Raw genomic sequence first — 14,324 nt, forward strand, 5'->3', positions numbered from 1 at the left:
ATCTTACGGCCGGATGATGAGGGCCACTTCGCGCATCGCCTTGTTCGTGCCGTCGGTGACCGCCACCTGCAGGCGGTAGGCGCCGGGTGCCAACTGGTTGAGCGGCAGAGAGATGTCGAGTGACGGCTGGGTGCCCGCGTCGAGCAGGCGATCGAATGTCACCTTCACCGTGCCAACAGGAGCCAGGGCCGAGATGGTGGCGGTCAGCGGTGAAGCGGTGCGCTGCACGGCTTTGAAGTACAGGCGCAACGTATCTTTGGAGACAAACGTCCGGTCGAGCGTGGGATCGAAGGGCAGGAGGGGAGCAGGCGGCTGCAACTGCGCCGCCGGCACGGCTCGTCCGGTCGCTGCGACGGTCGGTTTCTTCGGCGCATCGCGCGCGATGGGCACGTGAGGGCCGTCGGCGTAAGCAATGACGAGATCCGTCAATGACAACGCCGCCTTCGAGAAGTCCGGGACCTCGAATGACAGATAGACCGAGCCGCCGGCCGCGAGTTTGTCGCTGGTGGCTGAGGCGCGCAGCTGGTACTGGCCAGGCGGCAGCTGAAGTTCCGAGATGATCTCGTACGTCACCTTGTCCGGGACGACCGCCAGCCCTGGACGTGGGCGCAGCGCAACCTTGGCGCCAGATCCCGTCCGTTCGCGGATCTTTGCCCCCTTGAGGTCCACGGCGTAGAGGCCGTACCGGATGTCGTCGAGGAGCCGGTCGGTGTCGGCCATCCGCATCGACTGGGTCGGCGCCGTCAGCTCGAGCGCGACGATGACCTTCGCCACTCTCGATGCGGCCGGGCCGGTGTTCGGAGCCGGCAGGGGAATGGCGTGCAGGCGCAGCGGCAAGTCGTTTTTGGGGAGCGCGCCGCCAACGAGACGCGACAGTTCGTCAGTCGGTTTGGGCGGTGCCGGCGCTCCGTCCACCTGATAGCCCTGCCGATAGCGCAGCGTCAGGTCCGGCCGGCCCTTCACCTCGATCTCGATCGGCCGGTACCCCTTGCGCTGCATCTCGACCGGATAGAAGCCGAGCAGGTAGTAGTTGTCGAGGTCGCCGATGATCTGCGAGATGCCACCGGTGAAATCGTCGGTGTTGACCACCGCGAAGCCACCGGTTTCCTCCGAGAAGGTGGCCAGCCCACGCTGCCCCTGTCGAACAAAGGCCTTCCACGCCGGCAGCGATCCACCCAGACAGGGGTCGTCACCAAAGCCAGCCCCCACTCCAACTCCAAGGCATTCCTGCATGAGTTCCTGCGAGGTCACCTCACCACGCGGGTCGATGGCGTACGTGGCCACGTTACCGCGCCGCATGGCATTCATAGTGTTCAGCAACTGGTAGTCGAAATCCGGTGCGGCTTTGTTTGTGTATTCGTTGTTGCCGCTGTAGTAGCCACCCGAGTCGACGATGTCCGGAATCTGTTCGCCGCCATCGAAGATCCCGGTGATGTCCTTTGCCAGGCTCTCGGAGATCAGGATGAAGGCTTTGCGGCGTTTGTCGCCGCCGCCGAGAATGCGGGCGGCATCTTCCATCGACCGGAACAAACTGCGATGGGCGTTCAGATCCTGGATATCGCAGTCTCGCTGGCGTGGCTCGCACACCTCAGACGGACGTCTTGCGGGTCGGCGCCCATGAAATCTGTCGATCGCCGTCAGGAGCCGCGACCGGTCGTCTGTCACTTCAACCCCGTGTTCACCGCCGGTCTGAATCAGCGCCATCGCCGACTCGGGCCCCAAGTCGTTGACCACCTTCCGCGCGATGTCCTTCACCGTATCCGTGCGGCCGCGCCACACGTGCAGGTCGTCGAGCACCATCACGACCAGCCGACCAGCCTTCGCGCTCGTGTTGCTCGCCACGTCCACGCGAGTCTCTGGCGGCAGGCGAGGCAGTTCACTGGTGCGCTCAATCTCACGCTGCACTTCGGTGAACGTCTCAATCGCCTGCGGCTTTTTCCGGTCCTTGAGAATGAAGTCGTCTTTCGTCAGGCCGTGAACACGCTGACCCGCCTTGTCCACCACCACCACGTCGATCTCGACGAGCTCGGTCGCCGTGCGGAAGACCGGCGGCCGCTGGCCGGGCTGCTGGTGGCCATGGACCACCGGGGCGGGGGCCGTGACTGCAGCCGCCAGCAACAGTGCCACGAGCGTGCGCACGTCGGCCACCTGGCTACCCGCCCTGTGGTTTCACGACGAGCGCCACTTCGCGCATCGCCTCGTTGGTGCCGTCGCTCACGACCACCTGCAGCCGGTAGGGCCCGGGTGTCAGTTGCGACAACGGCAGCGAAACGTCGAGCGAGGGCTGGGTGCCCGTTTCGAGGACGCGGTCAAACGTCACCACCACCGTGCCGTCGGGCGCCAGGGCCGAGATCGTGGCAGTCAGCGGTCTGGCGTTGCGCTGGACAGCCTTGAAGTACAAACGCAGAGTGTCACGCGCGACAAACGCCCGGTCGAGCGTCGGGTCGAAGGGAATCGTCAGCGCCGGCACTGGCAGCGTCGGAGGCACGACAGGCGACGGCCGTGATGTCCCCGGCAGCGCGCCTCGCGACACCACTTCCACGCTCGTCGTCTGAATCGTGACCGGCGGCAGGTCGCGCGCGATCGGGACGTGCGGCCCGTCGGCGTACGCAATCGCCAGATCCGTCACCTGCAGCTCGTCCTTCGAAAAGTCAGGCACATCGAAGGACAGGTAGACCGACCCACCTGCATTCAGCTTCTTGCTGGTGGCCGATGCGCGCAACTGGTATTGGCCCGGCGGCAGCGGCATCTCAGAAATGATTTCGTACGTGACCTTATCGGGGACGACGACCAGTCCGGGCCGGGGCCGCAGCGTCACCTTGGCGCCTGAGCTTTGCCGTTCGCGCACCTTGGCGCCCTTCATATCAATCGCGTACATCCCGTATTCGATGTCGTCGAGCAGTCGATCCGAGTCGACCTCCTTCATCGAGGTCGTCGGGACGGTGAGTTCCAGCGCGATGACGACACGCGCGTTTTTGCCGGCCGCAGGCCCCGGCGGCATGGGAATCGCCTGCAGGCGAAGCGGGAGGTCGTTCTTGGGAAGCGCGCCGCCGACCAGGCGATTGAGTTCGCTCGTCGGCTTGGGCGGGTCAGGCGCGCCTTCGAGCTGATATCCGCGGCGATACCGAAGCGTCAACTCAGGCCGGCCCTTCACTTCAACATCGATCGGCCGGTAGCCCTTGCCGTTCATGTCGGACGGGTAGAAGCCGAGCAGGTAGTAGTTGTCGAGGTCGGCGATGATCTGCGAGATGCCGCCGGTGAAGTCGTCAGTGTTGACCACCGCGAAGCCGCCGGTTTCTTCAGACACGATCTCAAGTCCGTGCTGGGCCAGTCGCACCCAGGATTTCCAGTCTGACGGGGACCGGCTGACGCCGGTGGGGTCCCCGGCTTCATCGCGAATCGATGCTTCATCTCCGGTACACGGGTCAGCACCAATACCCTTCGCGCCACGGGGCGGCGGAAAGCACTCCTCCATTAATTTCTGGGGGGTGATCTTTCCTCGCGGATCGATCGAATACGTCGCAACGTTGCCGCGCCGCATGGCGTTCATGGTGTTGAGTAGCTGATATTCGAACGCGGGAGCGGCCTGCCACACCGAGTTGCTGACGATCGTGGCGACCTGCTCACCACCGTCAAACAGCCCGCTGATGTCCTTCGCGACGTTCTCCGAGACCAGGATGAACGCCTTGCGGCGCTTGTCGTCGCGCCCAAGGATTTTCGCTGCATCCTCCAGGGCGCGGTAGAGAGAGCGGTTGGCGTTGAGTTCCTGTATTTCGCACCCCGGGTCCAGGTTCGATGCGTCTGCCGTCTCGATTTCACGGGGCTTGCCGATCGGATCGCACACCTCGAGCGGCCGCCGCGTCGGCCGCCGCCCCTTGAACTTGTCGATGGACCCGAGAAGCCGCGACCGGTCATCGGTCACCTCGACTCCGTATTCGCCGCCGGTCTGGATCAGTGACATCGCCGACTCGGGTCCCAGGTCGTTCACGATATTGCGTGCGATGCCTTTCACCGTGTCGGTCCGGCCACGGTAGGTGTGCAGGTCGTCGAGTACCATCACGACCAGTCGGCCTGACTTCGCGCTCGTGTTGCTCGCCACGTCCACGCGCGTCTCTGGGGGCAGCGGAGGCAGTTCCGTGGCGCGCTCAATGGAGCGCTGAACTTCAGTAAACGTTTCGATGGCCTGCGGCTTGTTCCGATCCTTCAGGATGAAGTCGTCTTTCGTCAGGCCGTGAACACGTTGCCCAGCTTTATCGACGACCACCACGTCGATCTCGACCAGTTCGGTCGCCGTTCGAAACACGGGTGGCCGCTGGCTGGGCTGCTGCTGGCCACTGACGGCCACTGCGGCGCCCGCGAGCGCAGCGCCGATCACCAACGTGGCAAGGCCGCGAAGAGAAGTCATCATCTATTAATTAATGTGAGGCCGACACGATTGTAAGCCGGTCTCCGGGGATCAGCTTGTGCCGGTCGGCCGTGCCCGCCGCCAGTTCAATGGCGGCGAAGGCCCTCCAGCTGACCGCAATACGCCAGGGCTTGACGTGCTGCCGGATTTTCACCACCCGACCGTCGCGCCGGGCAAACACGATGTCAATCGGGAAGCGCATGAACCACGTGTGGATGGCATTGCTCGGCGCGATGATCATCGCGAGGCCCTCGGGCATGATGCTCCGGCCGAGCAACCCACGGTTGCGGGTGGCCGAGTCAAAGGCGCCCTCGACGGTTGTCGCGATCGGCGTGCCCAGGCGCTCCACGACGACCGCGTACGCATCGGTGTACGGCCCTTTGAGCAGCGGCTCGAGGAAGTGCGGTCTCCCCACGGAATCAGTCTAGTGGACTTTTCAACAGTGCATTGCGAAAAGTCCACACCAGATTCGGACAGATCTGTACGCGCCATTCCACAGTGTCATTGGTCATGTGCACCAATGTGGCTTCGTACTTGCACAAGTGGAGGGTGACGCAATCGCCTTCCGGCGAAAGCGTCATCGCACAAAAGGAGAACGATCATGACTGCCTTCCTCAAACGTCTGATGACTGACCAGAAGGGCCAGGATCTGATCGAATACGCACTGCTCGGCGGATTCGTCAGTCTGGCGGCGATCGCAGGCGCCACGGCGCTGGGCGTGTCGCTGAATGACTGGTACAACGCTGTCGCCACCACGGTTGACGGCGTCTCGCCCGGCGGCGCGTAAGTCCCATGACTGCCGGGCGGGTCCGCAAGGCCCCGCCCGGCAGGCAGCAGTTCGGTCCTTCCGAATGTGAGTGTTCCCCATGCGTACCTTCGCAGTGCGCTTCTTCAAACAAGACGACGGACAGGATTTGGTTGAGTATGCGCTGCTCACCGCGTTCGTCGGATTGGCGAGTATCGCGGCATTCGACGTGATCGGCAGCGCGCTTCGCGCGACCTACGTCGCCTGGGATTCCGGCATCAACGCGCTGTGGGAGCCCCCGGCGCCCCAAGGGTGACTTATGGGTACCATCGAAGTCGCTGCAATCGTCACCGCACTCCTTGGCTGCGTCACCGATCTGACCTCCCGCCGTATCCCGAATCTGCTCACGCTTGGCGCAGCCGCAGCCGCCCTGGCGTTCCACCTCTTCAGCAACGGCGCCGGCGGGCTCCTGCTTTCACTGTCAGGCTGGATCGTGGCGCTGCTCATCTTCCTGCCGTTCTTCTGGCTGGGCGGGATGGGCGGCGGCGACGTCAAGTTGCTGGCGGCTCTGGGGGCCTGGCTCGGGCCTGGGGCAGCGGTGGTCATCGCCCTGTGGACGGCGCTTGTGGGCGGCGCCATGGCCCTGATCCTCGCCGTCGCGACGGGCTACCTCCTTCACGCGTGGTTGAACCTGCGGACCCTGGCGGGCCACTGGCTCCATACCGGCTTCCGTCCGCATCCGGCAATGACGCTGGACTCGTCCGGTGGGCCCCGCCTGCCTTATGCCTTGCCGATCGCGGCCGGCCTCATGGTGACGTTATGGCTTCGCTGATTCGTCGATTGATGCGATCTGACGCGCGCGGGTCCGAACTGATCGAACTGGCGCTGACGTTGCCCATCCTGCTCTTCATCCTCGCTGGCATTGTGGACTTCGGCCTGCTGTTCCAGCGGTACGAGGTGGTGACCAATGCCGCCCGTGAAGGGGCGCGCGTGGCCGTGTTGCCCAACTACACGGCCGCCGACGCACAGGCGCGGGTCCAGAGTTACCTGACCGCCAGCGGACTCACGGCGCCGGCGGCGGCGCCGACCGTGGTCTACAGCACTGAAGCGCTCACCGGCGGCCGCTCGATTCGGCTTGTGACGGTCAGCGTGACCTATCCCAACGAGTTCCTCTACATCGGGCCGTTTGCCGCGCTGGTCGGCGGCAGCGGGTACGGCACGGTGCACCTGCGGGCGGCATCGTCGATGCGCCTTGAGGCTTCGGCAGGTGGTTCCTGAAGACAACACGTGTGAGGTATCGCCATGAATCGCAGAACTCGGACCTTTCTGGTTGTTGGAATAGCCGGCGCGCTGGCATTGCTGGCGAGTGTCGGTGTCTATCGTGCGGTGCTGCGCGCGTCGGCGCCGACGGCGGCGTCGGGACGCCACCCGGTGACGGTGGCCGCCACCGCCTTGCCTCTGGGCACGATGCTCAAGGCCGGCGACCTGCGGGTGGTGCAGTGGCCCGATGACGTGCCCGTCGCCGGGAGCGTCGCCACCATCGAGAGCATTATTGGACGCGGCGTCGTGGCGCCCTTTGTGGAGGGCGAACCCATCGTCGCCGGGAAGCTGGCGCCGGCCGAGGCGGGCGCGGGCCTGCCCGCGGCCATTCCGCCCGGGATGCGTGCGATGGCAGTCAAGGTCAATGACGTGATTGGCGTTGCGGGTTTCACGGTGCCGGGCACGCACGTTGATGTGGTGGCCACGGTCAACTCCGGCAAAGAAGAAGTGTCGCGCGTTGTCCTGAGCGACGTCCAGGTGCTGACCGCCGGCACGAACCAGGATCAGAGCAAGGCCAACGATCCGATCCGGACCACCGTCGTGACGTTGCTCGTCACTCCCGAGGATTCCGAGCGCCTGGCCCTCGCGATGAACGAAGGGCGGATCTCTCTGGCGTTGCGCAACCCCCTTGATCTGGTTCAGTCCCAGACGCCCGGCGCGCGCATGTCCAATCTCGTGACGATGGCGGCCGCGCCTGCGCCGGCTGTCAGGACCATGGCGAATCGGCCGACAGTTGTGGCGCCTCCGCCGCCACCTCCGCCGCCACCACCCAAGCCCTACACGGTGGAAGTGATCCGCGGGGCGAAGCGCACCGAAGAAATCATCAAGTGACGCGTTCAGTGAGGACACAGCAATGACCACCCACACGAAGTCTCTGCCCCTGCAGGGTTCGCCACGCCGGATCGGCAGTTGGGTTGGCGCGATTGTCGCGCTCGGCCTGGCTTCCACGCTCCAGGCGGCCACCCTTACCTCGACCCCATCATTCGACCCGGCTGAGCGCGTCGTGCTGACCGCGGGCCGGTCCACCGTGCTGACCACGGATTTCGACATCACACGCGTGGCGCTGACCGATCCGTCCGTCGCCGACGTGTCTGTCGTTACGCCACGCGAACTGCTCATCGACGGCAAGAAGCCCGGAACGATCAGCCTTTTCATCTGGGGTGAGGGGCGCCGCGAGGACCGGGAAATCGTGATCGAAGCCGGTGTGAGTGTGCTGCAGCAGCGGATGCGTGATCTCTTTCCTGGAGAGAACATCCAGGTGAGTGTGGCCGACGAAGCGATTGTCCTGTCGGGCACGGCGTCGACCAACGTCGTGACGGCCCGCGCGGTGGAGATCGCCGAAGCCAGCGCGCCGAAGTCGAAAGTCATCAATATGCTGCAACTGCCCGGCGGGGCCGGCAGCCAGCAGGTGATGCTGCAGGTCCGATTCGCGGAAGTGAACAGCAAGGCGATGACGGAACTGGGCGCCAGCCTCTTCGCCGCGCGCAGCAAGTTTGCCGCGCGGACGTCGACACAGCAGTTCGCGGCGCCGGAGTACGACGACAAGGAAGGCGGCGCGGACGAAATGACGTTCAGCGACTTCCTCAACCTCTTCTACTTCCAGCGCAATGAGGGCATCGGCGCGGTCGTGAAGGCGCTGAAGCAGAACGGCAACTTCCAGAGTCTGGCGGAGCCCAACCTGATCGCATACAGCGGCCAGGAGGCCAGCTTCCTGGCGGGCGGCGAGTTCCCGGTGCCGGTGGTCCAGGGGGCGACGGGCACGGTGTCGATCATGTTCAAGGAGTTCGGCGTACGGCTGCGGTTCAAGCCGACGATCACCGGCGATGTCATCCGGCTCCATGTGCGGCCGGAGGTGAGTTCCCTCGACTTCAGCAACGGAGTCACGCTGCAGGGATTCCGGATTCCGTCGCTGTCCACGAGGTACGCCGAGACCGAGGTCGAACTGCGCGACGGCCAGTCGTTTGCGATCGCCGGCCTGCTCGACAACCTCGAGCAAGCCGATCGGAGCGGCATCCCCATCCTCAGCCAGATTCCGATCATCGGCAACCTGTTCAAGAGCAAGGCGACCAGGAGCGAGCGGACCGAACTGATGGTGCTCATTACGCCGCGGCTCGTGCGGCCGCTCAATCCCGATCAGGTGCCGCCGTTGCCGACGACGTTCAAGGAAAAGGGCGGCGGGGGAGCCGGCCTTGGCGCGTTACTGGAAGGCGCGGGGCTGGTCGATTCGCCGCTGCCGCAGTCCAAGCCGGCAGCCGGACCGGTCCAGCCCGCGGCGTCGAAGAAGCAGGTCCAGAAGTCGTCTCGCTGAGGTGACACCATGACTACGCGGCAACCAACCCCGGCAGCGAACGAGCGTGGAGCGATCCTCGTTCATGTCGCCTTCGCGCTGCTGGCAGTGATGGCCCTGTCGGCGGTTGTGACGGATTTCGGCGTCCTCTGGGTTGGCAGGCGGCAGGCCCAGAACTCGGCGGACGCCGGCGCGCTAGCGGGTGTGATTGCGCTCGCGTTCGACAGTCCGTCCAGCGTGACCGACACGGCGGCGGCCCGGCAGAGCGCGGCGACCGTGGCACAGCGTAATTTTGTCTGGGGGCAGGCCCCGAGCGTGGTGCCCGAAACCGACATCACGTTTGGGCCGTGCCCGGACGGCGTGAATACCTGCGTCCGGGTGGACGTGTTCCGCGATCAGGCGCGCGGCAACCCGCTGCCGATGTACTTCGGGCGGCTGATCGGCCTTGAGGCGCAGGGAGTACGCGCAACCGCGACCGGGATGGTCCAGCCGGCAAACGCCACCAGGTGCCTGAAGCCCTGGGGTCTGCCGGACAAGTGGATTGAGAACCATCCCACTCCGGGCCCATGGTTGCCGACTTCGACTTTTGATGCCTACGACAAGAAGGGCAAGCCGTTGGCGAACCCGGATGTGTACATCCCGCCAAGCGCGTCCGGTCCAGGTTCTGGATTCACGGTGGAAGCGGACTTCGGCCTGCGGCTGACGCTGAAGCCTTCGAGCGATCCGATTTCGCCCGGGTTCTACAACGCCCTGCAACTGACCGGGACCGGGGGCAGTGACTACCGCTACAACATCAGCCACTGCACCGAAACCGTGTGGGGCATTGGCGATTCGATTCCAATTGAACCGGGCAACATGACCGGGCCGACCGGGCAAGGGGCGCGTGACCTGATCGACCTGGACCCGGGTGCGACCTGGGTGGGTGGCGCGTCTCCGATCGCCGGCAGCTGTGTGACGACCGGCGGGTGTCCTGCCTTTACGGTGAGTCCGCGGGTGGTGGCGATTCCTGTGTACGACGTGAACGTGTTCGTGAGCGAGGGAAAAGACCACGGCCGACACACCACCGTGCTGGTGAGGAACATCCTGGGATTTTTCGTTGCTGGCGTGCAGGGGAGCGAACCGTACGGGTACCTGATGACCGGACCGGGAATCTACGAACCCGGTGGGGGCAGTGTGCCTCCGGAATCAGCCTTTTTGCGGACCGTCACGCTGGTGCGTTGAGGGAGCCATGCTCGCGAATGTGATTCTCGTGAATCCGACGGACCCCGACCTGGCCCGGATGGCGGCTGCGGCTGACCTGAATGTCGTCGGCACGTGGCCGACAGCCGGCCTGGCGCGGTTGGAGCCCTGGCAGGGGCCGTCACCCGAGCTGGTGCTGGTGGACGTGCGCGCCGCCACGGGCCTGCCGGCCGACCTCGAGGAGTTCAAGCGGCGTCATCCATCGACGGTGGTCATTGTCATTGCGTCATCGTTGAGCGTGGACCTGATGCGCGCCGCCATGCGTATTGGCGTGGCCGAGTGCCTGGCCGAGCCGTTCACGGTAGATGATCTGCGGGCCGCGGTCATACGGCCGATGGGCGGCAAAAACGGATTGACCTCGCAGGCCAAGGTCTTCGCGTTCGCGGGCGGCAAGTGTGGCGGGCTCGGCACCACCACGATCGCCGTCAACGTGGCGGCGGCGCTCTCGGCGGGCGAGGACCCGTCGGTCGTGTTTGTGGATCTGCACACCCAGGATGGCGGCGACGCCGCGCTGGCGTTTGGTGTGGAGCCGCGTTACACCGTCATCGATGCGCTCAATAATCTGCACCGGCTCGACGGTCCGTTCCTGCGGGGTCTGGCCGTTCACGCGGCCTGCGGCGTGGACGTGATCGCCGCGCCGATGCAGCCCCCCGCGCAGCCGCCCACCGCGGCTGCGGTGCACACGCTGCTGCGCTGGCTCGCGATGCACTACCGCTACGTCGTCATCGACATGCCGCGGTTGAGTCTCGAGGTACTCGATGCCCTGGAGCCCATGACCATCGCCACGCTGGTGGTGACGCAGGAACTGTCGGCGCTGCACAGCGGCACGGCCATCGCCGCGCTGCTGCGCCAGCGATACTCGAAGTCGCGCGTGCACGTGGTGATCAACCGGTACAGCAGTTCGGCTGAAATCCGCCGTGAAGACGTCGAGCGCATGCTGGGGTTGCCGGTGGCGGCCGTCCTCCCGAGCGACTACGCCAGCGCACTGGTGGCCGCAAACATCGGGCAGCCCCTGGTCACCAACCGCCGCAACCGGCTCGGCAAGGCCCTCGCCCTGCTCGCAGACCGTCTCGATCACGATTCGAGAGTTCTTCCAGGTGTCCAGTCTGATCATTCTGAGGTTCCATCATGACCACCACACTCGCGCCTCCACAGGACGTCGGCCAACGTCAGTACCAGGACATCAAGAGCCGCATCCACCAGACGCTGCTCAACCGGTTGAACCTGGAACGGCTCAGCCAGATTCAACGGGGTGAGGCGGAGCCGGAATTGCGGACGCTCATCACGTCCCTGCTCGAGAAAGAAGCCGAGACGACGCCGCTCAACCTGCAGGAGCGCGAACACCTGGTGGTCGACGTCCTCAACGAGCTCTTCGGCCTGGGGCCGCTGGAAGCCCTCATGGCGGACCCGGCCATTTCGGACATTCTGGTGAACCGCTTCAACCAGGTGTACGTCGAGCGCGAAGGCATTCTTGCCCCGGTAGATATCGTGTTCAAGGACGACCGGCATCTGATGCGCATCATCGAGCGCATTGTGAGCTCGGTGGGCCGGCGCATTGACGAGTCCACGCCGATGGTTGATGCCCGCCTCAAGGACGGGTCGCGTGTGAATGCGATCATCCCGCCGCTGGCGGTGGACGGGCCGGTGCTCTCAATCCGGCGGTTCCGCACGGATCGGTTGGCCGCCAACGATCTCATTGCACGCGAGTCGCTGACCGAGCCCATGCTCACGTTCCTGAACGCCGCCGTGGCGTGCCGGCTCAACATCATTGTCTCGGGCGGCACCGGCAGCGGAAAAACCACGTTGCTGAACATCCTGTCGGGGTTCATTTCCGATCGCGAGCGGGTCATCACCATTGAGGATGCCGCGGAGCTGGCGTTGCGGCAGCGCCACGTCGTACGGCTGGAAACGCGTCAGTCCAACATCGAAGGCAAGGGCGGCATCAGGCAGCGGCAACTGGTGATCAACGCGCTGCGCATGCGGCCCGACCGGATCATCGTTGGCGAGGTGCGCGGCGAAGAAGCCGTGGACATGCTCCAGGCGATGAACACCGGCCACGACGGCAGCCTGACCACCATTCACGCGAACAGCCCGCGCGACGCGTTGTACAGGCTGGACACGATGGTGGCGATGGCCAGCCTGAACCTGCCCGACAAGGGCGTGCGGCAGCAGGTGGCGTCGGCCATCAACCTCGTCGTGCACCTCGCGCGTATGTCCGACGGCACCCGCAAGGTGGTGTGCGTGTCCGAGATTACCGGGATGGAAGGCGACATGGTGTCGATGCAGGACATCTTCCTGTTCGAGAAACTCGGCGTTGACCCGAATGGGAAGGTCAAAGGCCGATTCGTGGCCACCGGGATCAGGCCGAAGTCGGCCGACCGCCTGGCGGTCTCCGGCGTGCCGCTGCCGGCGCGGCTCTTCGAGCACGTGCAACAGGTTGGTTAGGAGGCGCACATGGCGATCGCCGGAGCAGTCTTCATCGGTGTGCTGGGTATCATCCTTGGTGCGTATGCACTGTTCGTCGTGCGTCCGGAGCGTGTGTTGCTGCGCCGGTTGCAGCCGGCCACGGGCCTGACCCGCAGCGACGTCGGGAGCGGGCACGGCCTGGTCTCCGCTGGCGCGGGGCACACCACGCCATTCCTGATGCCGCTCAAGCGGTTCCTGGAGCAGGCGCACGTGCCGATCACGGTGCCGATGTTCCTGGTGATCACGGGCGGTGCGATGGTGGGGGCGTACGTCCTCGTGCTGGTGGCCACAAAGCTGGTGTGGGTGGCGATCATGGCGGGACTCGGCGCCGGCGCAGTGCTGCCGCTGTATACGCAACACGCGCGGTCTCGGCGGCTCCTGCGCTTCGAGGAGCAACTGCCCGACGCCGTCGATCTCATCGCGCGCGCCCTGCGTGCCGGGCACGGGCTCACCACCGGGCTCGAGATGGTGGCGCTCGAACTGGAAGACCCGATCAGCACGGAGTTCCGCGTGCTGTACGACGAGCAGAACTTCGGCCTGACCCTGCAGCAGGCGATGCGCAACTTCGCCGAGCGTGTGCCGCTGCTCGACGCGCGGTTCTTTGTGACCGCCGTCCTGACGCAGCGGGAAGCCGGCGGCAATCTGGCCGAAGTGCTGGATAACCTCGCCAGGGTGATTCGCGAACGCTTCAGGGTCAAGCGGCAGATCCGGGTCATTTCGACGCACGGCCGGTTGACCGGGTGGGTGTTGGTGCTGCTGCCGCCCACGCTGGCACTCGGCATGTTCCTCATCAGCCCCAATCACCTGCAAACGCTGGTGCGCGATCCCATTGGCGTGCGGATGATCATTGCCGCGGTCGTGCTGCAGATCACCGGCACATTAATCATCAGGCGCATCGTCAACGTGGAGTACTGAGCCATGACCCTCGAACTCTTTCTCACGCTCGCCGCCGTCTTCGCGTGCGTGGCCTGGCTGTCGGGCGTGCTCCTCTGGCGCCTGTTCAGCCGCACATCGCCGGAACGTCGCCGTCTCGAAGCGACGGAGCGGTCGCTGACGTCTGGGATCCTGCTGAACGCGCCGCTGGTCGACCACGGCCCGGACCCCCTGATGGCACGGCTCTCGAGCCTGGTGCCGCGCAGCCCCAGGGACGTGTCCCGGCTGCGCCGGCGGATGATCCGGGCGGGCCACCATTCAAACAGCGCGATTGCGGTGTACACCGCCGCGCAGGTCGTGTGCGTCGCGCTGGGCGTCGCCATCCCGGCCCTGCTGCTGCCGATGCGATCGGCATGGCCGCTGGCGTTGGCCGGCGCGGTCATGGGATTCCAGCTGCCGAGCATGATCCTGCAACACCAGATCACCAAGCGCCAGACCGTGATCAGAAACGGGCTGCCGGACGCGCTTGATCTGATGATTGTCTGCCTCGAATCGGGTTCGGCGCTCGATCAGTCGATCGTCAAGGTCAGCGACGAACTCCAGATCGCCTATCCCGCGCTCGCCGAGGAACTCGCCATGCTCGTCACCGAGACGCGTGCCGGCAAGCCGCGTCTCGAGGCCTTCAGGAACCTGGCCGACCGCACGGGCCTTGAGGATGTTCGCGCCCTCGTCGCCCTGCTGGTGCAGACCGACCGATTCGGCACGAGCGTGGCGCAGGCCCTGCGCACGCATGCCGAGACCTCACGGACGAAGCGGCGTCAACGCGCCGAAGAGGCCGCCGCGAAGATCGGCGTGAAGCTGGCCTTCCCGCTGGTCCTCTGCCTCTTTCCGGCATTTTTTATCGTCACCCTCGGCCCGGCCGTGATCCAGTTCGCCCGGGTGTTCTACGGCCAGATGTTGTCGCAGTAGTCGGCTCGTTCACAAGGAGG

At 65.3% G+C, this 14,324-nt stretch carries 14 protein-coding genes; 11 read left to right on the plus strand and 3 right to left on the minus strand.

Annotated features, from left to right (window positions below):
- Nucleotides 1–3: 3 nt before the first annotated feature.
- From IPL75_07960 to IPL75_07970, 3 genes are read right to left on the minus strand one after another with little or no spacing between them, the layout of a single operon-like run.
- The gene (locus IPL75_07960) at nucleotides 4–2,148 is read right to left on the minus strand and encodes a VWA domain-containing protein (GenBank protein MBK9240193.1); all 2,145 of its coding nucleotides are present in this window, start codon (nucleotides 2,146–2,148) and stop codon (nucleotides 4–6) included.
- 4 nt (nucleotides 2,149–2,152) lie between these two features.
- On the minus strand, nucleotides 2,153–4,408 hold the full coding sequence (locus IPL75_07965) for a VWA domain-containing protein (GenBank protein ID MBK9240194.1): 2,256 nt from the start codon (nucleotides 4,406–4,408) through the stop codon (nucleotides 2,153–2,155).
- Between the two features lie 7 nt (nucleotides 4,409–4,415).
- Nucleotides 4,416–4,820 carry a DUF192 domain-containing protein gene (locus IPL75_07970; protein MBK9240195.1) on the minus strand — a complete coding sequence of 135 codons (405 nt, stop codon included), beginning with the start codon at nucleotides 4,818–4,820 and terminating at the stop codon, nucleotides 4,416–4,418.
- A 186-nt stretch (nucleotides 4,821–5,006) separates the two neighbouring features.
- Here IPL75_07970 and IPL75_07975 point away from each other — a divergent pair, with 186 nt between their 5' ends.
- The 11 genes from IPL75_07975 to IPL75_08025 all read left to right on the plus strand — a co-directional run bounded on the left by IPL75_07975 (nucleotide 5,007) and on the right by IPL75_08025 (nucleotide 14,304).
- The gene (locus IPL75_07975) at nucleotides 5,007–5,192 is read left to right on the plus strand and encodes a Flp family type IVb pilin (protein ID MBK9240196.1); all 186 of its coding nucleotides are present in this window, start codon (nucleotides 5,007–5,009) and stop codon (nucleotides 5,190–5,192) included.
- A 79-nt stretch (nucleotides 5,193–5,271) separates the two neighbouring features.
- Nucleotides 5,272–5,466, plus strand: coding sequence for a hypothetical protein (locus tag IPL75_07980; GenBank protein ID MBK9240197.1), 195 nt, complete (start codon nucleotides 5,272–5,274; stop codon nucleotides 5,464–5,466).
- Nucleotides 5,467–5,469: 3 nt separating this feature from the next.
- Nucleotides 5,470–5,982: a prepilin peptidase gene (locus tag IPL75_07985; GenBank protein ID MBK9240198.1), complete on the plus strand. Its 513-nt coding sequence runs from the start codon at nucleotides 5,470–5,472 to the stop codon at nucleotides 5,980–5,982.
- Between the two features lie 11 nt (nucleotides 5,983–5,993).
- A complete protein-coding gene (locus tag IPL75_07990; GenBank protein MBK9240199.1) occupies nucleotides 5,994–6,428 on the plus strand; it encodes a pilus assembly protein in 435 nt (144 codons plus the stop codon).
- Between the two features lie 24 nt (nucleotides 6,429–6,452).
- A complete protein-coding gene (gene cpaB, locus IPL75_07995) occupies nucleotides 6,453–7,301 on the plus strand; it encodes a Flp pilus assembly protein CpaB (GenBank protein MBK9240200.1) in 849 nt (282 codons plus the stop codon).
- 22 nt (nucleotides 7,302–7,323) lie between these two features.
- Nucleotides 7,324–8,778: a type II and III secretion system protein family protein gene (locus IPL75_08000; protein MBK9240201.1), complete on the plus strand. Its 1,455-nt coding sequence runs from the start codon at nucleotides 7,324–7,326 to the stop codon at nucleotides 8,776–8,778.
- 9 nt (nucleotides 8,779–8,787) lie between these two features.
- Nucleotides 8,788–9,978, plus strand: a complete 1,191-nt coding sequence (locus IPL75_08005) for a hypothetical protein (protein ID MBK9240202.1) — start codon at nucleotides 8,788–8,790, stop codon at nucleotides 9,976–9,978.
- Nucleotides 9,979–9,985: 7 nt separating this feature from the next.
- On the plus strand, nucleotides 9,986–11,128 hold the full coding sequence (locus tag IPL75_08010) for a hypothetical protein (GenBank protein ID MBK9240203.1): 1,143 nt from the start codon (nucleotides 9,986–9,988) through the stop codon (nucleotides 11,126–11,128).
- Nucleotides 11,125–12,441 (plus strand): CpaF family protein, encoded by a 1,317-nt coding sequence (locus IPL75_08015; protein ID MBK9240204.1) that lies wholly within the window; start codon nucleotides 11,125–11,127, stop codon nucleotides 12,439–12,441. The genes IPL75_08010 and IPL75_08015 overlap by 4 nt, the downstream gene beginning before the upstream one ends.
- Nucleotides 12,442–12,450: 9 nt before the next feature.
- Nucleotides 12,451–13,377, plus strand: a complete 927-nt coding sequence (locus tag IPL75_08020; protein ID MBK9240205.1) for a type II secretion system F family protein — start codon at nucleotides 12,451–12,453, stop codon at nucleotides 13,375–13,377.
- Between the two features lie 3 nt (nucleotides 13,378–13,380).
- The gene (locus tag IPL75_08025; GenBank protein MBK9240206.1) at nucleotides 13,381–14,304 is read left to right on the plus strand and encodes a type II secretion system F family protein; all 924 of its coding nucleotides are present in this window, start codon (nucleotides 13,381–13,383) and stop codon (nucleotides 14,302–14,304) included.
- Nucleotides 14,305–14,324: the final 20 nt, after the last annotated feature.

The sequence above is a fragment of the Acidobacteriota bacterium genome (assembly GCA_016716905.1).
In the GTDB taxonomy this organism is placed as follows: domain Bacteria; phylum Acidobacteriota; class Vicinamibacteria; order Vicinamibacterales; family SCN-69-37; genus SYFT01.